21 protein-coding genes and 1 pseudogene are annotated in these 21,877 nt (G+C 64.7%); 11 read left to right on the top strand and 11 right to left on the bottom strand.

What is annotated here, in order from left to right; genetic code table 11:
• Positions 1-147: 147 nt before the first annotated feature.
• The 5 genes from R2669_RS12295 to R2669_RS12275 all read left to right on the top strand — a co-directional run bounded on the left by R2669_RS12295 (position 148) and on the right by R2669_RS12275 (position 5,297).
• Complete coding sequence (locus R2669_RS12295) at positions 148-1,671, top strand: aldehyde dehydrogenase family protein (RefSeq protein ID WP_316900320.1); 1,524 nt, start codon at positions 148-150, stop codon at positions 1,669-1,671.
• 16 nt (positions 1,672-1,687) lie between these two features.
• On the top strand, positions 1,688-3,409 hold the full coding sequence (gene betA / locus R2669_RS12290; protein WP_316900318.1) for a choline dehydrogenase: 1,722 nt from the start codon (positions 1,688-1,690) through the stop codon (positions 3,407-3,409).
• On the top strand, positions 3,409-4,218 hold the full coding sequence (locus R2669_RS12285) for a TorF family putative porin (RefSeq protein WP_316900316.1): 810 nt from the start codon (positions 3,409-3,411) through the stop codon (positions 4,216-4,218). The genes betA and R2669_RS12285 overlap by 1 nt, the downstream gene beginning before the upstream one ends.
• A 65-nt stretch (positions 4,219-4,283) precedes the next feature.
• Positions 4,284-4,586, top strand: coding sequence for a CBU_0592 family membrane protein (locus R2669_RS12280; RefSeq protein WP_027678386.1), 303 nt, complete (start codon positions 4,284-4,286; stop codon positions 4,584-4,586).
• Between the two features lie 249 nt (positions 4,587-4,835).
• Positions 4,836-5,297 carry a hypothetical protein gene (locus R2669_RS12275; RefSeq protein ID WP_316900314.1) on the top strand — a complete coding sequence of 154 codons (462 nt, stop codon included), beginning with the start codon at positions 4,836-4,838 and terminating at the stop codon, positions 5,295-5,297.
• A gap of 76 nt (positions 5,298-5,373) precedes the next feature.
• On the opposite strand, the gene lipA is transcribed toward R2669_RS12275, so the two are convergent.
• From lipA to R2669_RS12260, 3 genes are all read right to left on the bottom strand, one after another.
• Positions 5,374-6,375, bottom strand: a complete 1,002-nt coding sequence (gene lipA / locus R2669_RS12270; protein ID WP_316888704.1) for a lipoyl synthase — start codon at positions 6,373-6,375, stop codon at positions 5,374-5,376.
• 42 nt (positions 6,376-6,417) lie between these two features.
• Positions 6,418-7,107: a lipoyl(octanoyl) transferase LipB gene (gene lipB / locus R2669_RS12265; RefSeq protein ID WP_316900311.1), complete on the bottom strand. Its 690-nt coding sequence runs from the start codon at positions 7,105-7,107 to the stop codon at positions 6,418-6,420.
• 163 nt (positions 7,108-7,270) lie between these two features.
• A complete protein-coding gene (locus R2669_RS12260) occupies positions 7,271-7,630 on the bottom strand; it encodes a DUF2917 domain-containing protein (RefSeq protein ID WP_316888702.1) in 360 nt (119 codons plus the stop codon).
• 150 nt (positions 7,631-7,780) lie between these two features.
• Between R2669_RS12260 and R2669_RS12255 the strand changes: the two genes are divergently transcribed.
• A complete protein-coding gene (locus R2669_RS12255) occupies positions 7,781-8,743 on the top strand; it encodes a transcriptional regulator GcvA (RefSeq protein ID WP_316888700.1) in 963 nt (320 codons plus the stop codon).
• Between the two features lie 89 nt (positions 8,744-8,832).
• On the opposite strand, the gene R2669_RS12250 is transcribed toward R2669_RS12255, so the two are convergent.
• From R2669_RS12250 to R2669_RS12235, 4 genes are all read right to left on the bottom strand, one after another.
• Positions 8,833-9,132 (bottom strand): DUF493 family protein, encoded by a 300-nt coding sequence (locus tag R2669_RS12250; protein ID WP_316900309.1) that lies wholly within the window; start codon positions 9,130-9,132, stop codon positions 8,833-8,835.
• Between the two features lie 20 nt (positions 9,133-9,152).
• Complete coding sequence (locus R2669_RS12245; RefSeq protein ID WP_316900308.1) at positions 9,153-10,355, bottom strand: D-alanyl-D-alanine carboxypeptidase family protein; 1,203 nt, start codon at positions 10,353-10,355, stop codon at positions 9,153-9,155.
• Positions 10,356-10,446: 91 nt separating this feature from the next.
• The gene (locus R2669_RS12240; RefSeq protein ID WP_147214010.1) at positions 10,447-11,094 is read right to left on the bottom strand and encodes an alpha/beta hydrolase; all 648 of its coding nucleotides are present in this window, start codon (positions 11,092-11,094) and stop codon (positions 10,447-10,449) included.
• A gap of 35 nt (positions 11,095-11,129) precedes the next feature.
• Entirely contained in the window at positions 11,130-11,459 is a 330-nt protein-coding gene (locus tag R2669_RS12235) for a (2Fe-2S) ferredoxin domain-containing protein (protein WP_027678378.1), read from the bottom strand.
• A gap of 451 nt (positions 11,460-11,910) precedes the next feature.
• On the opposite strand from R2669_RS12235, the gene R2669_RS12230 reads away from it, so the two are divergent.
• The 3 genes from R2669_RS12230 to R2669_RS12220 all read left to right on the top strand — a co-directional run bounded on the left by R2669_RS12230 (position 11,911) and on the right by R2669_RS12220 (position 16,662).
• The gene (locus R2669_RS12230; protein WP_147214011.1) at positions 11,911-13,200 is read left to right on the top strand and encodes a dicarboxylate/amino acid:cation symporter; all 1,290 of its coding nucleotides are present in this window, start codon (positions 11,911-11,913) and stop codon (positions 13,198-13,200) included.
• A 101-nt stretch (positions 13,201-13,301) separates the two neighbouring features.
• Positions 13,302-15,320 (top strand): sensor histidine kinase, encoded by a 2,019-nt coding sequence (locus R2669_RS12225; RefSeq protein WP_316900306.1) that lies wholly within the window; start codon positions 13,302-13,304, stop codon positions 15,318-15,320.
• A gap of 25 nt (positions 15,321-15,345) precedes the next feature.
• Positions 15,346-16,662, top strand: coding sequence for a sigma-54-dependent transcriptional regulator (locus R2669_RS12220; protein WP_316900305.1), 1,317 nt, complete (start codon positions 15,346-15,348; stop codon positions 16,660-16,662).
• Positions 16,663-16,718: 56 nt separating this feature from the next.
• Here R2669_RS12220 and R2669_RS12215 read toward each other — a convergent pair whose 3' ends face one another.
• The 3 genes and pseudogenes from R2669_RS12215 to R2669_RS12205 all read right to left on the bottom strand — a co-directional run bounded on the left by R2669_RS12215 (position 16,719) and on the right by R2669_RS12205 (position 18,812).
• On the bottom strand, positions 16,719-17,456 hold the full coding sequence (locus R2669_RS12215; protein ID WP_316900303.1) for a DUF2278 family protein: 738 nt from the start codon (positions 17,454-17,456) through the stop codon (positions 16,719-16,721).
• Between the two features lie 137 nt (positions 17,457-17,593).
• Positions 17,594-18,151, bottom strand: a complete 558-nt coding sequence (locus R2669_RS12210) for a TlpA disulfide reductase family protein (RefSeq protein ID WP_316900301.1) — start codon at positions 18,149-18,151, stop codon at positions 17,594-17,596.
• A 102-nt stretch (positions 18,152-18,253) separates the two neighbouring features.
• Positions 18,254-18,812, bottom strand: a pseudogene (locus tag R2669_RS12205) (macro domain-containing protein).
• An 82-nt stretch (positions 18,813-18,894) separates the two neighbouring features.
• Between R2669_RS12205 and R2669_RS12200 the strand changes: the two are divergent.
• Both R2669_RS12200 and R2669_RS12195 read left to right on the top strand, forming a co-directional pair.
• Complete coding sequence (locus tag R2669_RS12200) at positions 18,895-19,464, top strand: hypothetical protein (protein WP_316900299.1); 570 nt, start codon at positions 18,895-18,897, stop codon at positions 19,462-19,464.
• A gap of 96 nt (positions 19,465-19,560) precedes the next feature.
• Positions 19,561-20,202, top strand: coding sequence for a LysE family transporter (locus R2669_RS12195; protein ID WP_147214017.1), 642 nt, complete (start codon positions 19,561-19,563; stop codon positions 20,200-20,202).
• 22 nt (positions 20,203-20,224) lie between these two features.
• On the opposite strand, the gene R2669_RS12190 is transcribed toward R2669_RS12195, so the two are convergent.
• Positions 20,225-21,757 (bottom strand): YifB family Mg chelatase-like AAA ATPase, encoded by a 1,533-nt coding sequence (locus R2669_RS12190; RefSeq protein ID WP_316900297.1) that lies wholly within the window; start codon positions 21,755-21,757, stop codon positions 20,225-20,227.
• Positions 21,758-21,877: the final 120 nt, after the last annotated feature.

The following is a 21,877-nucleotide window of genomic DNA, read 5'->3' as shown; positions in this document are numbered from 1 at the left end:
ACTAGTCCAAAATTCTCCGAAGGTAAATAAAAATACCAACAGTGAATTTCTGGGTCGCCGCACCGAATGTCGTCTGCCAAGACGCTACGGTGTCGGCATTTCGGGCGCCGTCTCTTTGTGCGCCAGCCATCCACAGGGGTACTGGATATGACGCAAGCTTCCCTTTCCACCGAATTCCATTCCGCCACGCTGGCACCCCGTCTTGATCTCTATATCGACGGCCAGTGGGTCCAGCCTGAAGGCGGCGTGTACCGCGACATCGTCGATCCCGCCACCGAAAACGTCCTGACGCAGGCGGCCGATGCCTCCGTGGCCGATGTGCAGCGTGCCATTGCCGCCGCCCGCCGCGCGTTTGACGAAGGCCCGTGGCGCCAGACGGGCACCCGCGATCGCGCTCGCCTGCTCAACCGCATTGCCGACGCCATTGACGCGGACGCCGAGAACCTCGCGACGCTCGAATCGCTCAACACCGGCAAGACGATCACCGAAAGCCGCTGGGACATGGACGGCATTGCCGCGACGTTCCGCTATTTCGCGGGGTTGGTTGCCACGGAATCCGGCCTCATCAACGAGGCGCCGGACACGGTCATCAGCCGTACGCTGCGCGAACCGGTGGGCGTGTGCGGCCTCATCACGCCGTGGAACTACCCGCTGCTGCAAGCCGCCTGGAAAATCGCGCCGGCGCTGGGTGCGGGCAACACCGTCATCGTCAAGCCGAGCAACCTGACGCCGCTGACCACGCACCGCTTTGCCGAACTGCTGATCGAGGTGGGCGTGCCGGCGGGCGTGTTCAACCTTGTCACCGGTGCGGGCGAGGCCGGGGCCGAGCTGTCGCGCAATCTGGACGTGGATCTCGTTTCGTTCACGGGGGGCGCGGTTGCCGGCGCGGCGGTCATGAATGCAGCCATCGGCAACTTCAAGAAAGTCGCCCTGGAGCTGGGCGGCAAGAACCCGAACATCATCTTCGACGACGCGGACTTCGATACCGCTGTCGATTACGCGGTCAATGCGGCGTTTTTCCACGCGGGCCAAGTGTGCTCGGCCGGATCGCGCCTGATGCTGCAAGACGGCATTCACGACCGCTTTGTCGATGCGGTGGTCGAGCGCGTCAAGCGCATCCGTATCGGGAACGGCTTTGCCGAAGGTACGGAGATGGGCCCAGTGCAGTCGGCATTCCAGCGCCAGAAGATCCTCAACATGATCCAGGCCGGCGTGCAGGAAGGTGCCGTGCTGCGCTGTGGCGGCAAGGCGCCTGAAGGCAAGGCGTTCGAGCGCGGCTTCTGGCTGGAGCCCACTGTGCTCGCCAACGTGCGCGACGACATGAAGATCGCCACCGAAGAAATCTTCGGCCCGGCGCTCACCGTTGAACGTTTCTCCACCGAAGAAGAAGCGGTGCGCCGCGCCAACGCCACGCCGTTCGGCTTGGCCGGCGCTGTGTGGACAGCCGATCTGAACCGCGCAAACCGCGTGACACGCGCACTGCGTTTCGGAACCGTGTGGGCCAACGACTATCACCCGTACTTCCCTGAAGCGCCGTGGGGCGGCTACAAGGCCAGCGGCATCGGCCGCGAACTGGGCCGCGGCGGCCTGGACGAGTACACCGAACTGAAGCACAGCTACATCAACCTCGCACCGCAGCCGATGGGCTGGTTCGGCGCCGGTGCTGAGTAAGAACGGAGGGCATGTTTTGACCACAAACACCGTACAGGAGTACGACTACATCATCGTGGGCGCGGGCTCGGCCGGTTGCACGCTGGCTGCGCGCCTGACCGAAGACGCGGACGTCACCGTGCTGCTGCTCGAAGCCGGCGGCCCCGACCACCGCTGGGATTTCCGCACGCAGATGCCGGCGGCGCTGGCGTATCCGCTGCAAGGCACCACGTACAACTGGGCCTACGAAACCGAACCCGAGCCGCACATGAACAATCGCCGCATGGCGCAAGGCCGCGGCAAGGGGCTGGGCGGGTCGTCGCTCATCAACGGCATGTGTTTCATTCGTGGCAACGCGATGGACTACGAGCGCTGGGCGAGCGATTTCAACTTGCCCGACTGGACGTATGCCGACTGCCTGCCGTACTTCCGCAAATCGGAAACGTATGACAAGGGCGCCAACGACTGGCACGGCGATTCCGGCCCGCTGCAGGTCACCACGCCCAAGCACGACAACAGCCTGCTGTTCCACGCCTTTATCGAAGCCGGTGAGCAAGCCGGTATTCCGGCCACGGACGACCTGAACGGCTATCGCCAGGAAGGCCTGGGCCCGATGGATCGCACCGTCACCGCCAAGGGCCGCCGCGCCAGCACATCGCTGTGCTATCTCGACGAGGCGCGCAAGCGGTCCACGCTGACGGTGCTGCCGCGCGTGCTGGCCGATCGCGTGATCTTCGATGGCACGCGTGCGGTCGGCCTCGAGGCACTGATGGATGGCAACCGCGAAACATGGCGTGCGCGCCGCGAGGTGATCGTCGCCAGTGGCGCCATTGCTTCGCCGCAGTTGCTGCAGCGCTCGGGCGTGGGCAATGCCGACGAGCTGCGCGCCCTGGGCATCCACTCGGTCGCACATCTGCCCGGCGTGGGTGATAACCTGCAGGACCATCTGGAGATGTACATCCAGTACGAGTGCCTGCGCCCGGTGTCGATCTACGAAAACACGCTTTGGTACAACAAGCCGAAGGTCGGACTGGAGTGGTACATGCACGGCACGGGCCCCGGCGCCAGCAACCACTTCGAGGCGGGCGGGTTCATCCGCAGCGACGACAGCTTCGAGTGGCCGAACATCCAGTACCACTTCCTGCCGCTGGCCGTGAACTACGACGGCAGCAACCCGGTGAAGATGCATGGGTTCCAGTGCCACGTGGGCTCGATGCGTTCGCCGTCCACCGGTTACGTGAAGCTGGCCTCGCGCGATCCGCGGGACAAGCCGCGCATCCTCTTCAACTACATGGCGCATGACGTGGATTGGCGTGAATTCCGCGCCGGTGTGCGCATCACGCGCGACATCATCGCGCAGCGTGCGTTCGACCAATACCGCGGTCGCGAGATCAGCCCAGGCCCGAGCGTTCAGACCGACGCCGAGATCGACGCCTTTGTGCGGCAACACGCCGAAACTGCGCTGCATCCGTCCTGCACCTGCAAGATGGGTTCGGCCGACGATCCGATGGCCGTCGTCGACAACGAAGGCCGCGTGCACGGCTTGCAGGGTCTGCGCGTGGTGGATGCGTCGATCATGCCGCGCATCATCACCGGCAACCTGAACGCGCCGACGATCATGATGGCCGAGAAGATCGCCGACCGGATTCGCGGTGTGGCGCCGCTTGCCCGCTCGGATGCGGCGTTCTATGTGCACGGCAAATCGCCGCTGCAGGCGCCGGCCAAGCCGCTTGTGGCCGATGAACTGGTGGCTGCCTGATGCGCTGGCGCAAGGTCACCGCAATGCTGGGCGGGGCGGCGGCGTGTGCTGCTGCGCTGCCCGCATTGGCGGACGAGGTGCCAGCGGGCGATGACAGGCGCTGGTCGGCCAACGCATCGGTTGTCTCGCAATACGTGTCGCGCGGCCTGCGCCAGACATGGGGAAAACCTGCGCTCCAAGCGGGCGTCGACTACACATCGCCGAGCGGTTTTTATGCCGGCGTGTGGGGCTCGCAGGTCAGCGACCACGTCATCGCCGGTGCGCATGCCGAAATCGACACCTACCTTGGCTATGCCGCCACTGTCGCGCACGGCGTCGAGCTGACCACCGGGCTCTATCGCTACTGGTATCCCGGTGCCCGCTACGACAAGGCCGCTGGCGGCGGCCCCGCCACCGGCTACGACTACACGGAATGGATGGTGGGCGCCGGCTGGCGCGGCGTGTCGGTCAAGTTATGGACGACGCTGTCGAACTACTTCGGCTTCGATGGCAATTCGCTGGCTGACGGCATCGACCGCGGCAGCCGCGGCTCCACTTACGCCGAAGCCAACTGGGCCGTGCCCTTGCCGAACAACTTCACGCTCGGGCTGCACGTCGGCCACGAGCATGTGCGCAACCACAGCGCATTCAGTTTTACCGACTACCGCGTTGAACTCTCGCGGCCCATCAACAAGTTCGTGACGCTGTCTGCCGCTTTGACGGGCGCGGACGCATCTGCCTATGCCCACCAACTCTCCGCCCGCAACGGCACGGATCGCATGACGCTCGGCCGACGCACCGTCGCCCTCAAGCTGACGGCGACGTACTGAGCGGCGGGCGACGGCGTTTTACCTGCAACCCTTTCTCCACAACCTCTGCTTTCACAGCACACACCATGGCCTCCCTGGGTTTTACCGACGTTGTCGGTCTGGTCGGCGTCGCCGCGTACGTCTCTGCACACTTTGGCGTGCAGGTCCTGCATAAGCCCCCGACCGGTGCATTTGCCGTTCGCCTCAATCTCCTTGGACCGATTTGCATCCTGATTTCGTTGATGGGCGCGTTCAATCTTGCGTCGTTCCTCACCCAGTTCTTCTGGCTGGCGTTGACGCTGATGGGCTGGTGGCGCAACAAGCAGGCGGGGCGGCCAGTGGCCGAGGTTCCCGGCGCACCGCGTCCGGGTCACCCGGCGCAGCAGTAGGTTCGCCGAGCACGACCAAAACCGCGTCCACGTACGCGGTTTTTTTTGGGGTCTCTTGTTTCAGATTTACCCCACAAATATGAGGCGTGAGCCACTTTATCGGCGTCATGGCCCCCTCGTAATTGTTGATTTCTGGAGAACAGTATTTTCTTGGATTGCGTATTTATTCATCAAGGGCAACGATCTATTCTGATCTCAAGCGCAACGAACTGAGCGCAACCGAATATCCAGACAGATCAGGAGCCCATCATGAACACCCGTCTCGCAACCGCTTTCTCCCGCAATACGCTGCTGGCCTTGGTGGCCACGCTTTCCGCTTCCGCAGCGCTGCTGTCGGCCCAGCCGGCCGCTGCCGCTGTGCAAGGTCGCGCCGATCCGTACACGCAAGGCGCTGCCGCCAAGGCTGACCCCTATACGCAGGGTGCTGCCGCCAAGTACGACGTCTATAGCCAAGGTGCGGACCGTCAAGCTGATACCTACGGCTATCTCTCGTGGAAGAACGATCGCTTCGACCCGTACACCCAAGGTGCTGTCGGCAAGGCTGACCCGTACACCGATGGCGCCATCGCCAAGGCCGATCCGTACACCGACGGCGCCGCTGCCAAGTACGACGTCTACACGCAGGGCGCCGATCGCCAGGCCGACACTTACGGCTATCTGTCGTGGAACGGCGATGCGTCGTATCCGAAGGATGCTGCTTCGCGCGCCTGATCGAGCCGCACCAAAGCAAAAGGGCCTTGGGGTAAAACCCAAGGCCCTTTTTGTTTCTGCAGCGTTCCGGCGGTGATCAGACCACGCCGGCTTCGTGTGCCTGCTGATCCGCGTGGTAGGAACTGCGCACCATTGCCCCGACCGCAGCGTGCGTGAAGCCCATCTCGTACGCCTTCTCTTCGAACATCTTGAAGGTGTCCGGGTGCACATAGCGCAGCACCGGCAGATGGTGGCCCGACGGCGCCAGATACTGGCCGATGGTCAGCATGTCGATGTCGTGCTCGCGCATGTCGCGCATGACTTCCAGGATTTCCTCATCGGTCTCGCCCAGGCCGACCATCAGGCCGGACTTGGTCGGCACATTCGGGTTGCGGGCCTTGAAGTCCTTCAGCAGCTTCAGCGAGTGCGCGTAGTCCGCACCGGGACGCGCCTGCTTGTACAGGCGGGGCACCGTTTCGAGGTTGTGGTTCATCACGTCGGGCGGGCATTCCTGGAGGATGTCCAACGCCTTCTCCAGGCGGCCGCGGAAGTCCGGCACCAGCACTTCGATGCGCGTGCCCGGCGACAGGGCGCGCGTGCGCGAGATGCAATCGACGTAATGCTGGGCGCCGCCGTCACGCAGGTCGTCGCGGTCGACGCTGGTGATGACGACGTAGTTGAGCTTGAGTTCAGCGATCGTCTTGGCCAGGTTTTCCGGCTCGTTCACGTCGAGCGGGTCCGGGCGGCCGTGCCCGACATCGCAGAACGGGCAGCGGCGCGTGCACTTGTCGCCCATGATCATGAACGTGGCCGTGCCCTTGCCGAAGCACTCGCCGATGTTCGGGCAGCTGGCCTCTTCGCACACCGTCACAAGGTTGTTGGCGCGCAGGATGTCCTTGATTTCGTAGAAGCGCGAGTTGCCGGTGGCGGCGCGCACGCGAATCCAGTCCGGCTTCTTGAGCTTCTCGGCCGGCACGATCTTGATGGGAATGCGTGCAGTCTTGTCGAGCGACTTCTGCTTGGCCGTCGCGTCGTACGGCTTGTTCGACGGGGTGGCAGGGGTGGCGACTTCAGTGGCGCCGGCGGCGGAATCGGTCATCGTGTTCTCCGCACGGGCTTGCGGCTCGTGCATTTCGGGGCGCTATGCGGTAGCGGCCTCGGCGGGGTGCGCTTGCGCGCGTTGCTGCAATTGGGCGACCAGCGCATCGGCCAGGCCGCGGGAAACGGTTTGCCAGTCGTTCGCATCGACGGGGCGTCCGGACGCCTCACGGGCGCCGGCGGTCACCATATCGACGGTTTCCAGGCCGGCATAGCCACACGGGTTGATCTGCGTGAAGGGCGACAGGTCCATCGCCAGGTTCAGGCTCACGCCGTGGTAGCTGGAGCCGTTGCGGATCTTCAGGCCCAGCGCGGCGATCTTGGCGCCAGCATGCGGCCCGCCCGACAGGTAGATGCCGGGGGCGCCAGCCTTGCGTTCGGAGGCGACATTATACGTGGCGAGCGTCTCGATGACGGCCGCCTCGATCGCGTCGACCAGCGCTTTCACGAACAGCCCGCGGCGGCGTAAATCCAGCAAAAGGTAAGCGACGACTTGGCCGGGGCCGTGATAAGTGATCTGGCCGCCACGGTCGACTTTCACGAGCGGGATGTTGCCGGGGGCCAACAGATGTGCCGGGTCGCCGGCCAGGCCGAGCGTGAACACCGGCGGGTGTTCGACCAGCCAGATCGTGTCGGGCGTATCGGGGCCCCGCTGTGCGGTGAAGGTCTGCATTTCGTCGAAGCACGTGGCGTAGTCCTGCAGGCCGCGTTCGACGATGTCAATCGGAATCATGCCCGCGAGTGTAGCGCAGGGCGGGTACGGGCGCCCTGCGCCTTTGCCCGCTTCGCCTGCAGGGTTGAGCCAAAAAAAGATGCCGGCGCGATGGGAGGCATCGGCGCCGGCATCGGCTTCTGCGGCAGAGGCCGCAAAAGGAGGCTTGAAACAGGTTTCCGGCTCAGGCGGCCACAACGGGCGTATCGGCGTGCTCGTTCCAGCCCAGCGCAGCTAGCGTGTGGCGCCACCCATTTGCGACGTGCCATGGCTGGCGCGGCATGTGGCCATCGTTGGCTTCTACTGCCAATGCCACGGGGCCAAGGGCTTTCGGGTCCACCGAGACGACGATTTCTTCACCGCGCTTCACGGCAACGCTGCCGCCCGCGTGCAGCCATTCATCGCCGGCTTTGTTCTCGTGTGTGATCCATACGTCGCGCCCATAGGCTTCTTCGACGCGCAGATTCTGGTTGGCCGGCATGCGCAGTGCCACCACTTCGCCGGGCTGCAGAGTGAATACAATTTTTGTTAGTACAGCTTTCATGATCGGCTCCTTCACGGCAGTGGGATGGGGCCTTGCCGTTGAAGGAAGTCTAGGCGCTTGGTTGCCTTGTACCAAACGATATATATTGCGTTTCTTGATAGCGCAGCTCACATAAAAACCATGCTGCGCTACGAAAATCCGGAGGGAAAGATGACCGAAATCCGCGAACCGATGCGCTTGCCGTCACTTGGCGCATTGCGGGTCTTCGAGGCGGCGGCGCGCTATGAGAGTTTTTCGCGTGCAGCGACCGAGCTGTTCGTGACGCATGGGGCTGTCAGCCACCAGATGCGCACGCTCGAAGACGAGCTGGGCGTGCCGCTGTTCGAGCGGCGCGGCAAGCGGGTCATGCTCACGCACGCGGGCCGCGCCTATGCCGACCGCGTACGCGAGGCGCTGGACCAGATCGCGCAGGCCACGCACCAACTGCGCGCCGGCAACCGCGACAACCGTCTGGCTATCAGCACGATGCCGTCGTTTGCGGCGCGCTGGCTGACGCCGCATATCGGCACCTTCATCGAACGCCATCCGGAATTGGAGGTGGAGCTGTTCTCCAGCCCTGCGCTGGTCGACTTTGCGCGCGAAGAGGTGGACGTGGCGCTGCGCATGGGTTCGGGCAACTACCCGGGCCTGTACGTGGAGAAGCTTCTCGACGATGTGTTTTTCCCGATCTGCAGCCCGTCGTTCAACGGCGGACGCCTGCCACGCACGCTGGCCGAGATGGCGGGCATGACCCTGCTGCGCAGCGAGGGGGAGGCATGGAAACCGTGGTTCGATGCGGCTGGCCTGGAGGGGTTTGTGGAGCCGCGCGGCGGGCTGATGTTCCAGGATTCGTCATTGCTGCTGCAAGCGGCGGCTGCGGGGCAGGGAATTGCCCTGATCCGTCCGACGCTGGCCTTCAATGATCTGCTGACTGGTCGCGTGGTGCGCCTGTTCGAGACGACGATCCCGTGCCCATGGAATTACTACTTCGTCTGCCCGCACAGCGCGCTGCAGACGCCCAAGATGCAGGCGTTTCGCACGTGGCTGCTGCCGGAAATTGCTGCGTTCAAGCTGAAGCTGGCCGGGCTGATGAACGACAACGCGGTCTGCCTGGGGCATGTGCCGAAGGGCTGAGACCGGCATCGGGAAAAGTGCGCTGACAAAGCAAAACGCCCTGGCATGACCAGGGCGTTTTGCATTCTGCCGGGCGGCGCTGAGCTGCCTTACAGCACGATTTTCACCATCGGATGGCTCGTCAGCGCCTGGTACAGCGCGTCCAGCTGTTCGCGGCTCGTCGCACGCACGATCACCGTCAGGCCCAGGTAGTTGCCGCTGGATGACGGACGCTTTTCCAGGCGTCCTTCGTGGAAGTCCGGATCGTAAAGGCGGACGACCTCGACAATGGTCGCGGCAAAGTCGTCATGCATCGGCCCCATCACCTTGATGGGGAAATCGCTCGGGTACTCGATGAGCGACTGTTCGGGCGGAATGTGGCCCGGCGGGGGAGTGTGAGAGGAGGTCATGTCGAAGTAAATGGGGACGATTACTTCTTTTTAAACCACAGCTTGACCGCGTCGATCGTGCGGCCGATAAAGCCGGCTTCCGACACCGCTTCGAGTGCCACCACCGGGAACTCCGACACCACGATCGAGCCGTCCATCACCTTGACCGTGCCCAGTTGCTGGCCCTGGGCGATCGGGGCGATCAGCGGGTCCTTGCGCTCCAGCACCGGCTTCAGGCGTGCGCCTGCACCCTTGGGCACGGTGATCCACTTGTCTTCCGCCACACCCAGCTTCACGCTCTTGGCCTGGCCCTTGTACACGTCGGGCGTCTGCAGGGCTTCCTTGGCCTTGTACAGGCGCACGGTATCGAAGAACTGATAGCCGTAGTTCAGGACCTTCAGGCTCTCTTGTGTGCGGATCGCGTCGCTCTTGGTGCCGACGATGACGGACAGCAGGCGGCGGTTCGCACCCGGCACATCCGGGAGCGGACGGTTGGCCGATGTGACGAGGCAGTAGCCGGCCGACTTGGTGTGGCCCGTCTTGCCGCCGTCGACGGTCGGATCAAGCCACAGCAGGCGGTTGCGGTTCGACTGCTTGATGTTGTTATAGGTGAAATCCTTCTGCGAGTAGAACTTGTAGTCCTGCGGGAAATCCTTGATCAGCGCCGCGGTCAGGATCGAAAGATCACGTGCGGTGGAGTAGTGATTCGGGTCGGGCAGGCCCGCGGCATTCATGAAGTGCGTGTTCTTCATGCCCAGGCGCTCGGCTTCGCGGTTCATCAGCATCACGAAGTTGGTCTCGGTGCCGCCCACAGCCTCGGCCAGCACGAGCGCCGCATCGTTGCCCGACTGGATGATCAGGCCTTGCGTCAGCTCACGCAGCGAGACGGGCTTGCCGGCTTCCAGGAACATGCGCGATTCGTCGGTCTTGACGGTGCGCACGGTCTCGGTCGGCGTGATCATCTGGTCGTACTTGAGCTTGCCGTCGCGCACGGCTTCGAAGACCAGGTAGGCCGTCATCAGCTTGGTGAGCGAGGCGGGCTCGATGCGTTCGTCCATGTTTGCGCCGCCGAGCACCTGGCCGCTGGTCACGTCGGTCAGCATCCATGAGCGGGCCGCGACTTGCGGCGCTGGCACCGGCTGTGCCATGGCGGGCAGCGCGGTGACCAGCACGGCGGCGGCCACGGCGGTTGCGGCGGCGGAATGGAAGGCGGAGGGCGTGAAATGGGCGAAGCGGGTCTGCATGTCGGGTCCTGCGGTCTGCTTGGAATTCAATGGCGCCGCCTGCCAGAAAAACGGGGGGAGGCGCGGCGTCCGGAAAGTCAACGGGTGAGTGTTACGGTTTTGGCGCCCAGGCGCCGGTAATGAGCTGCCGGATCAGATGCAGCTTGCGGTGGAAGAAGTGATCGGCTCCGGGGATGACGATCACGGGCAGCTCCTGCGGGCGCGCCCAGTTGAGCACGTCGATCAGCGGCACGGTGTCGTCCTGTTCGCCGTGGATGATGATGGTGTCGGCCGGCACCGGTGCCACATCCCAGCGCGAGGTGGCGGTGCCCACCAGCGCCAGGCGCTCCGCGGGTGTGCCGGCTTCGGTCAGGCGGCGGGCCACCTGCGAGACGACAAAGCTGCCGAACGAGAAACCGCCCAGTGCCAGCGGCAGCGTGGCCACATCGGCAGACCATTCGGTCTGTGTACGCATCCAGTCGAGCACGGCCAGCATGTCGTCCTGCTCGCCGATGCCGTTGTCATGCGTGCCTTCGGTCTTGCCCACACCGCGAAAATTCAGGCGCACCGTCGCATAGCCGAGGCCGACGAAGGTGCGTGCCAGCGTCTGCGCGACCTTGTTGTCCTTGGTGCCGCCGAACAGCGGATGCGGATGGCCGATCAGCGCCAAGCCGCGCGGTGCGCCGTCCGGCTGGTCGATCGACAGGTCGATCTGCCCGACGGGGCCGGGAATCAGGCGTTCTTCGGTATGAACGTTCATGGAGACTGGAGAAGCAGATGCGGTAAAGCGCGGGCTCACGCGTTGGCGGGGCGGTCGACCATCAGCCGTTCGACCGGTTTGCCCTCGATCAGATGGCTCTGGATGATCTCGTCGATGTCTTCCTTGTCGACGAAGGTGTACCAGACGGCCTCGGGGTAGACCACCATGACCGGACCGAGTTCGCAGCGGTCCAGGCAGCCGGCCTTGTTGATGCGCACGCGGCCTTCACCGTTGATGCCGAGTTCCTTGCAACGCTTCTTGGCGTATTCCTGCATGGCCTTGGCGCCAAAGTCGGCGCAGCAGCGCGAGCCATCCTCGCGTTCGTTCAGGCAGAAGAAAACGTGGTGCTGGTAGTGGCTGCTCATGGGCGGACGGAGAGGACTGGGAGGGCTGCGTGGCGGCGCGCGCGGCATGAGGCGAATGGCCTTCCCGGCGTGGCGCGCACAGGTGGATTTGCGTAACGAGCCGGCATTATACGGCCCCGATGCGCCCCTTTCCTCGCGAGGGAGGTGCGATGCGACCGGCGATGCTGCGTCGCAGCATGTTTTCCGGATGTCTGGACACCCGCCGTGCGCGGATTCCGGGATTGACGACGGCCGGGGCGGGTGCCATCGTAGTCACACCAAGCTGGTACAAGGGCTGGCGGGCAGCCAGTCCTCGAAATCGACGTTGGCATAGCCCTTGCAATAAAGAGCGACCTGCTGCGGGAGGCGCCGGGAACATCGGCGTATCGAGGCAGGAGAGAGACCACACCAGGGCGGGTCGGACCGGGCGAGCAGTTGAGCGCACGGCCGGTCTGTGACACTCGAGGAAGACATGAAAAAACCGTTCTATAAAATCCTGTACGTACAGGTGCTGGCGGCCATCGTCATTGGCGTTCTGCTGGGCCATTACTCGCCCGAACTCGCCGTGAAGATGAAGCCGCTGGGCGATGGCTTCATCCAACTGATCAAGATGGTGATCGGGCCGATCATCTTCTGTACCGTCGTCTCCGGCATTGCCGGCATGCGCGACATGAAGAAGGTGGGCCGCGTGGGCGGCAAGGCGCTGATCTACTTTGAGGTGGTCTCGACCTTCGCCCTGGTGATCGGCCTGGCTGCTGGCCACATCTTCAACCCGGGCGCCGGCTTCAACGTTGATGTGAACACCATCGACGCCAAGGCCGTGGCTCAGTACGCCGCCAAGGCGCATTCGGCCAGCACGGTCGACTTCCTCCTCAACATCATCCCGAGCACGGTGGTCGATGCGTTTGCCAAGGGCGACATTCTGCAGATCCTGCTGATCGCGCTGCTGTTTGGCGGTGCCCTCTCGGCGATCGGTGACCGTGCACAGGTGGTGACGGACTTCATCGACCAGATCTCGCATGTGTTCTTCCGCATCGTGCACGTCATCACGCGCGTGGCCCCGATCGGTGCCTTTGGCGCCATGGCATTCACCATCGGCAAGTACGGCGTGATCTCGCTGGTGCCGCTGCTCAAGCTGGTCGGCACGTTCTACCTGACGGCCGTCATCTTTGTGGTGGTGGTGCTGGGCATCATTGCGCGGCTCGTCGGCTTCAACATCTTCCGCTTTGTTTCGTACATCAAGGAAGAACTGCTGATCGTGCTGGGTACCAGCTCGTCGGAATCGGCGCTGCCGCACCTGATGGAAAAGATGGAGAAGCTGGGCTGCTCGAAGTCGGTGGTGGGCCTGGTGGTTCCGACCGGTTATTCGTTCAACCTGGACGGCACCAACATCTACATGACGATGGCGGTGATCTTCATCTCGCAGGCGCTGAACATCGAGCTGACCTGGACGCAGCAACTGACCATCCTGGCCGTTGCCATGCTGACGTCGAAGGGCGCATCGGGCATCACCGGTGCGGGCTTCATCACGCTGGCTGCAACGCTGGCCGTGGTGCCGGATATTCCGGTGGCGGGCATGGTGCTGATTCTCGGTATCGACCGCTTCATGAGCGAATGCCGTGCCCTGACCAACATCACTGGCAACGGCGTGGCCTGCGTGGTGATCTCGGCGTGGGAACGGGAACTGGATCGTGCCAAGCTGGCTCGCGTGCTGTCGGGCGACCGCAGCGACGAGGGCGTGCCGGCCACCCCGGCAGTTTGATCGCTCGGTTCTGGCTGACGCCTGCGGGCGCCGGCGCCTGAAAGCGCAAAGCGTATGATTGCGGGGCCTGTCCTTCCAGACGGCCCCGCTTCTTTTTTGGGATGCACCTCGTGAAGCACCTCGGCGACATGCCGACTGCGGGCACGACGTTGGAAGGCACGGCAACACTCTCCGCCGCCGACCTCCAGCCGATGTCCGATCCCGATTTCTCCTTGACCAGCGCCTCCGGCTCGCGACGCGGCTTCTGGTGGCTGGTGGCGCTCGGGCTCGTGATGGTGATGGCCGTGGTGTGCGCGACCACCTTTGTGGTGGCCTGGAACCGGGGGCTCACGCAGGCCCAGCAGGCCGCCGGTGGCCGGGTCGATCGCTATGCCGCCAACCTCAAGAGCACGCTCGACCGCTACGAATACCTGCCGGCGCTGGTGGCGCTGCATCCGTTCATCCACGATCTGCTCGCCAATCCGACGCCTGCCAACGTCGACCGGGCGAACCGCTATTTGCGGGAAGTCAACGATCGCGCGCACGCCACTGCCACCTATGTGATCGCCCCCAGCGGCAAGGCGCTGGCCGCATCCAACTACAACCAGCCTGACAGCTTCGTCGGCGCCGAATATCTGTTCCGGCCGTATTTCCAGCAGGCGGCAGAAGGCCACGTCGGGCGCTTTTACGGCATTGGCATCACGCGTGAGGAGCCGGGCTATTACATCTCGCAGCCCGTCATGCAGGATGGCCGCGTGATCGGCGTGACGGTGGTCAAGCTCAACCTCGAATGGTTCGGCCGCGCCAGCCACGACGCGTCGGAGCCCGTGATGGTGGCCGACGAGAACGGTGTGATTTTCCTGTCGTCCGTGCCCGCGTGGCAGTACCGCACGGTGGAGCCTCTTACGTCGAAACTGCAGGCGCAGCTGGAGGCGACGCGCCAGTATTACCGCAAGCAGATCACGCCGCTGCCGTTGCAGCCCGAGGCGCCGGCCTTCCTGCGATTGACCGGAAGGTTGCCGGAAGGCGCAGAGCTGATCCGCGTGGGCGAGCGCACGAACGCCACGCGCTATCTGCAGGTTTCGCGTGACCTAGTCGAGCCCGACTGGACGCTGATGTATCTCACGCCGGTGGAGCCCGTGATGGGCGCCGCGCGCAGCGCGACCGTGGCGGCGGCGTTCGCCTTCGCGTTTGCGTGCCTGCTGCTGTTCTATTGGCGCCAGCGCCGACTGCGCATGATGGAGATGCTGCGTAGCCGGCGCCTGCTCGAAGCGGCATACGACCAGCTCGAACGCCGCGTGGAAGACCGCACCGCCGACCTGATGGCCACCAACGAACAACTGCAGCACGAGATCGTCGACCGCACGCGCGCCGAGGCCGAACTGCGCGCCACGCAGGACGAACTCGTGCAGGCCAGCAAGCTTGCCGCGCTGGGGCAGATGGCCGCCGGCATCACGCACGAACTGAACCAGCCGCTGGCCGCGCTGCGCACGTTCTCCGACAACACGCGCATCCTGCTTGAACGCGGCCAGCACGGCGCGGCCACCGACAACCTGCAGGCGATTGCCGACCTGACCGAACGCATGGGCAAGATCACCGCGCAGCTCAAGCTGTTCGCGGGCCGCTCGCGGCGCAAGGTGGTGGATGTGCAGGTGCGGGTAGCGCTCGATCACACGCTCGCGCTGCTGCGTCCGCGCCTGGGCGACGTGCTGGTCGAACTGCACTGGCGCATCCCCGAGACGGAGGCGGTCGTTCGCGCCGATGAACTGAAGCTGGAGCAAGTGCTGATCAATCTGGTTGGCAATGCGCTGGATGCGATCAACGCCAATGAACCGGCACGCGCCGGCCGCATCGACATCACCATCGGCCCCGCAGAGGGCGCGCAGGCGCAACCGAATCAGCTGTCCATTGCCGTGCGCGACAACGGCCCCGGCATTCCGCCCGACGCCATGCCGCACCTGTTCGAGCCGTTCTTCACCACCAAGGAGATCGGCCAGGGGCTCGGCCTTGGGCTTGCCATCTCCACCAGCATCGCGCGGGACTTCGGCGGCTCGCTGTCGGCCGTGAACATGCCGGGCGGCGGCGCGCAATTTACGCTGACGCTGGTACGCGCCGACGTGACCTCCGCGGAGTCCACCTGATCCGTTTTCCATACAGATACGAACCATGTCCGAAGGCTTGACCGTTCTTTTCATCGAAGACGACCCGCCCGTTCGCCAGGCCACCGCACAGAGCCTGGAACTGGCCGGCTTCAACGTGCAGGCGTTCGGCAGCGCGGAAGAAGCCGTCGGCAAGATCGACGCGAACTTCCCTGGCGTGGTGGTGAGCGACCTGCGCCTGCCGGGCGCGAGCGGCCTGGACGTGCTTGCCCACTGCCAGTCGTTTGGCACGGGGATTCCCGTGGTGCTCGTCACCGGCCATGGCGACATCACGATGGCCGTGCAGGCGATGCGCGAAGGCGCGTTCGATTTCATCGAGAAGCCGTTTCCTGCCGAGCGCCTGACCGAGACCGTGCGCCGCGCCGTCGAGCGCCGCGCGCTGGAGCTGGAAAACCGCGCACTGCGCCGCGAACTGGCGGGCCCGGCGGCTGGCACGCGCATCATCGGGCGCTCGCCTGCGATGGGTGCGGTTCGCGCGCTGATCGAAAACGTCGCCACCACGGATGCGCCGGTGCTCATCAACGGCGAGACCGGCACGGGCAAGGAACTGGTCGCACGCAGCCTGCACATGCTGTCGCCGCGTCACGACAAGCCATTCATTGCGTTGAACTGCGGCGCGGTGCCCGAACAGATTTTCGAGAGCGAGATGTTCGGCCACGAAGCCGGCGCCTTCACCGGCGCGGGCAAGCGCCGCATCGGCAAGCTCGAGCACGCTTCGGGCGGCACGCTGTTCCTCGACGAGATCGAGAGCATGCCGATCGCGCTGCAGGTCAAGCTGCTGCGCGTGCTGCAGGAGGGCGCGCTGGAGCGGCTCGGCTCGAATGCCTCGGTACGCATCGATGTGCGCATTGTCGCGGCCGCCAAGGGCGATATGGAAGCGCTGATCGAGGCGGGCGGTTTCCGGCGCGACTTGTATTACCGGCTAAATGTGGTTGTTATCGATTTGCCGCCGCTGCGCGAACGCCGCGAAGACATCATCCCGCTGTTCGAACACTTCCTGCTCGAGGCCGCTGTGCGCTATCAGCGCCCGCTGCCGATGCTGGCCGAGCGTCAGCGCCATGAGCTGATGCAATCGAACTGGCCCGGCAATGTGCGTGAACTGCGAAACGCGGCCGATCGTCTGGTGCTTGGCGTGGGCCGCACGCCGGTCGTGCCGGATGCGTCAGAAGACGGCATGCCGCTCAAGGAGCGGGTGGAGCGCTACGAACGCACGGTGATAGCCGAAACGCTGGCGCGCACCGGCGGCTCGGTGCATCAGGCGGCCGACATTCTGCAGGTCGGCCGCGCGACGCTGTATGACAAGATCAAGCGGTACGGCCTTTGATTTGACACGCCCGCACATGACACGCCCGGCCAAGACCGGGCGTTTTCTTTTCCCGCTCAGCCGAGAATCGGATGCGCATCCGCCACCGGATATCCGCGGTCATCCGTCGGAATCCGTTGCGTCTGAAACGCGATCAGAAGCGCCTGGAATTTGCCGTCGATTTCCACGATGACAGCACCGTCCTGCCGTATACCGTTTTCGCGCGAATGGTCCTTCACACCCGGCGTATGCACGACCGGATTGCCCTGGTTCATGTGCGTTTCGTGCAGTCCGTTGTGCTGTGGCTCGAACAGGAAGCCGAAGCCGTAGACCGTCACGTCGGTGCGCGGGGGCCAGCCTTTGCGGTCGTCATCGCCGGAACTGCCGTGATAGACGTAGTCGATGGGCGTGGCGGTTCGGTCGAGGTTGAGCATGTCGTCAACGAGCGCGTTGATGTCGTTGTGTTCCGTTTCGGTATCCAGTGCGATCGGCCTCATGTGGGGAAAGTCGACCAGTCCGGCGTCGCGCACGTAGTCCAGGCGTGGGAAGCCGCTTTCGTGCAGGCCGGGGGCTAGGGCGGCGAGGTCGGCGGTGATCGGCAGCTGCAGATCTGTCGTCCACTGATACAGCACGTGATAACCCGCGGCGCCGGCGCCCGGCATGCTGGAGTCGGATTTCACGTTGGCGAGCACCACGAATTCCGAACCGTCCGGCGCTTCCATCACGATCGCGTAATGCGGATTGCCGTTGTAGCCCTCCAGATACGGCACGCCGAATTTCAGCTTGCCCTTGAACATGCAGTAGTGATTGGCCATGCGCGCTCCATCGAACCTGGGATTGACGGACCGCCATTGCAGCAGGCCCGCGTGAACCTAGTGTGGAACGTGCGTTGCCCGGAAACAAAAACGCCCGGCATTCACCGGGCGTTTCGTTTGAATTGAGGCGTGGACGCTCAGGCCTGCTTGCCCAGCGTCTGCTTGAGCAGCGCGTCGAACGACGACCATTCCGGTTCGCCCACGTAGCGCTTGAGGATGCGGCCGTCGCGATCGACCAGGAACGTGGTCGGCGTGAGCTGTACATCGCCGAAGGCCTTGGCGGCCGAGCCATCGGCATCCATCGCGACCTTGAAGGGCAGCTGCCGCGTCTGGCTGAAGTTCATCACGTACATCGGCGCGTCGTAGCTCATCGCCACGGCCACGTACTCCAGACCTTCACCCTTGTACTTGTTGTACGTCTGGATCATGTTGGGCATTTCCTTGATGCACGTAGCGCAGCTCGTAGCCCAGAAATTGACGAGATAGACCTTGCCCTTCAGGTCTTGCGTCGAGAGCTTTTTCCCATCCAGCAGCGTGAAGGTGGCGGCGGGCACCTGCTGCGACGGCGAAAACGCACGCCAGCCGAACCAGCCGGCCACGGCCAGCACCAGCACGATCACGGGAAGCAGCCAGCGGCGCCCGCCTGAGGTGGCGCCAGATGCCGCGGCTGCGGAGGAAGTCAGGGTCGAGGCCATGTCGGCAACGGGATCCGGAAAGAAATCAGACGCTTATTGTAGGCCCGCCGTGCCACCGTCGCATGTGCGTCGCGTCAATCCGTCTGCAGTGCGCTACATGCATCACTTTCCGTTGCCGAGGGCGGCTTCGTACAGCATCAAATCCGCAGCCGAGAAGCAGCAAAAGGTGATCGTCTCCAGACGGCGGCCATGCTCGCGGGCGGCACGTACTGCAATCGGCGCGGCCAATTGCGGCGGGAAGCCATACAGGCCGGTGCTGATGCACGGAAACGCGATGCTGCGTACACCGTGCTCGCGTGCCAGCTCCAGGCTGTTGCGGTAGCACGCGGTCAGCAGCGCCGCCTCGTCCTGCCGACCGCCGCGCCAGATCGGTCCGACGGTATGGATGATGTAGCGGCAGGGCAGACGAAAGCCGGGCGTGAGTTTGGCTTCACCGGTCCGGCAGCCATGGAGTGCGCGGCAGGCTTCCAATAGTTCCGGTCCGGCCGCGCGGGGGGGGGGGGCCTCCCCCCCACCCCCCCCCCCCCCCCCCCCCCCCCCCCCCCCCCCCCACGCCGCCACCGCCGAGCAGCGAGCTGTTCGCCGCGTTGACGATGGCATCGCAGTCGAGCGTGGTGATGTCGGCGCGCAGGGCACGCAGGGTGGCGGACGGGGCGGGCATGGCGGTCCTTCACGGGGAGGGCGGGCATCTCTGTCCGATAATAGGCGGCTCGGAAACGGACCGAAAACTAACGGGAGGCGGCGTGGCAGTGAACGTTACGGCAGGCTGGCGGAGGGCGGGTGGCGCGTTGGCCTGTGCGCTGCTGATGGCGTGTTCGCCAAAGTACGACTGGCGCACGGTCCATTCCAACGAAGGCGCCTATGCCGTGGATTACCCCGCCAAGCCCACCGCAGAGGCGCGTCCCGTCGTCATCAACGGCCAGCGCATGCCGATGACGATGCAGGCCGCCAGCGTCGACGGCACGCTGTTCGCCGTCGGCGTGGTGGAACTGCCGGCGGATGATCCGGTCTGGCGCCAACGCGCCGTGGAGGCGCTGCGCAGTGGTCTGTCCGCCAACTTGAAGGGCCGCGTGACCGCGCGCGACATCGCCGTGCAGACCGCCGCGCAGCCGCCGTTGTCCTTGCCGGCGGTGGAGTTGATTGCGCAGGGTGCTGGCGGAGACGATCCCGCGCCGCGCCGGCTGACCGCCCGCGTGGTCGCCACGGGAAAGCGCGCCTACCAGGCCGTCGTGCTGGAATCGGGCGATGCCGCACGCGATGCACGCCAGCAGGAGCAGGTCGATCAATTCCTCGTCAGCTTTCATCCGTACTAGTCCCTAAGCAGCCTCGAGCGAACTTGCCGAAGCCGGTGCACAATCGTCGCCTTGCGCTTTACCGCAAGACCATTCACGACATCACGGGGAACCATCATGACGTTGCAAGTCTGGCTGGCCTTTTTTCTGGCCGCCTGGGTGATCGCCATCTCGCCGGGGTCCGGCGCCATCCTCTGCATGAGCCACGGCCTGACGCATGGCGTGCGCCGCACGTCGGTCACGATTGCGGGGCTGGAACTGGGCATTGTTGTGATCCTTTTCATTGCGGGCGCGGGGCTGGGCGCACTGCTGATCGCATCGGAGCATGCCTTTACAGCCATCAAGATCATCGGCGCGCTGTACCTGATCTACCTGGGCATCGTGCAATGGCGCACGCCCATCCAGATCGCCAAGCCGGCTGAGGGCGAGCCCGTGAAGGTTTCAGGAAGTGGGGCGCGCCGCCGGTTCCTGGTCGGGTTGTTGACCAACCTGACGAACCCGAAGGGCATCCTGTTCATGGTGGCCGTGTTGCCGCAGTTCATCGATCCGGCCAAGCCGCTGCTCTGGCAACTCGGCATCCTGGCGGCAACCATGGTGTTCGTCGACCTGATCGTCATGCACGGTTATGCGTTGTTGGCCTCGCGGGCGCAACGCCTGTTCCGCAATCCGCGCGCGCTGCGTTGGCAGAGCCGCTTCTTCGGCGGCATGCTGATGAGCATTGGCGCGGCGTTGTTTTTTGTGAAGCGGCAGACCGCCTAAGCTTCATCGCGGCGGGTGATCGTTAATCCGCCTTCACCCCGCGCCGGTACTGAATGGCTTCGCCCACGTGGGCCGCATCGATCTGCTCGTCGCCTGCCAAGTCGGCAATCGTGCGAGCCAGCTTGAGCACGCGCGCATAGGCGCGGGCCGACCACGAAAAGCGCGTCATCGCGTGGCGCAGCAAGCCATCGGCCGCATCGGTGCGGCTGCAATGCAGATCGATTTCATGGCCGCCCAGCAAGGCGTTGCGTTTGCCTTGTCGTGCGAGTTGTCGCGCGTGCGCGGCAGCGACACGCTGCGCCACGTTGAGCGTCGGTTCACCTGGCGGCCCGTCGAGCAGTTCTTCCTGCGAGGGCGTCGGCACCTCGATCTGCACGTCGATGCGATCGAGTAGCGGTCCGGAGATGCGCGCCTGGTAACGCTCCACCTGGTCCGGCGTGCAGCGGCACGCCCGCAGCGGATGGCCGCGATAGCCGCACGGGCACGGGTTCATTGCGGCAATCAGCTGGAAGCTGGCCGGAAAGTCGGTCTGATGCGCCGCACGCGAGATGGTGATGTGGCCGGTTTCCAGCGGCTCGCGCAGGACTTCGAGCACGCGGCGCTCGAACTCTGGAAGTTCATCGAGGAAAAGCACGCCCTGATGCGCCAGCGAGATTTCGCCCGGCCTTGGCGTATTGCCCCCGCCCACCATCGCCACAGCCGACGCCGTGTGGTGCGGTGAACGGAACGGCCGGACCTTCCAGCGCCGTGCATCAAAGCCGCGCGTGGTCAGGCTCATCACGGCGGCGGCGGAGAGCGCTTCGTCGTCGCTCATGTCCGGCAGCAAGCCGGGAAACCGCTGGGCGAGCATCGACTTGCCGGTGCCAGGCGGCCCGATCATCAGCATGGAGTGCCCGCCGGCGGCCGCGACTTCCAGTGCCCGCCGCGCTTGCGGCTGTCCGCGCACGTCAGCCAAGTCGGGATATCGGATGTCCGCATCGACCGGCGCCGGCAGGGCAGGCGCCAGCTTGCGGTCGGGCGCGCTCAGGTGGTCGCACACCTCGATGAGCGTGCGTGCAGGCAAGACTTTGGTCCCGCTCACGAGCGCAGCTTCGGCGGCGTTCTCGGCGGGAAGCACGAAGGCGCGGGCAAGCGGCGCATCGCCATCGGCAGGGGCGGGGTGGCGCGACAGCGCATACGCCATCGCAAGCGCACCGCGAATCGGCCGCAGATCGCCGGACAGCGACAACTCGCCCGCAAACTCGTGCGCGTCCAGATGCGTGTGCGGAATCTGCCGGCTTGCAGCGAGGATGCCCAGTGCGATAGCCAGGTCGAACCGGCCCGATTCTTTCGGAAGATCGGCCGGGGCGAGGTTGACGGTGATGCGCCGCGCGGGAAACTCGAAGCGGCTGTTTTGGATCGCCGCCCGTACGCGATCCTTGCTCTCCTTCACCTCGGTGTCGGGCAGGCCGACGATGGTGAACGATGGCAGGCCGTTCGCCAGATGAACCTCCACCGAGACGGCCGGCGCATCGATGCCCGACAGCGCCCGCGAATGCAGCACGGCAAGGCTCATTGCGCCGCCCTCCCGGAAAACTCACTGGCGAGGCGGAGGGCGTGGCATCGGTGCATGGCGTGAGGGAGCGTGACGGTTGCGGAACCCTCCACTGTGCCAGCCGAATTACGGCGCCATGTT

This window comes from Ralstonia edaphi, from assembly GCF_958350185.1.
Lineage (GTDB): Bacteria > Pseudomonadota > Gammaproteobacteria > Burkholderiales > Burkholderiaceae > Ralstonia > Ralstonia edaphi.
The sequence above is the reverse complement of the archived record's forward strand: the minus strand, read 5'-3'. Positions and strand labels throughout refer to the sequence as shown.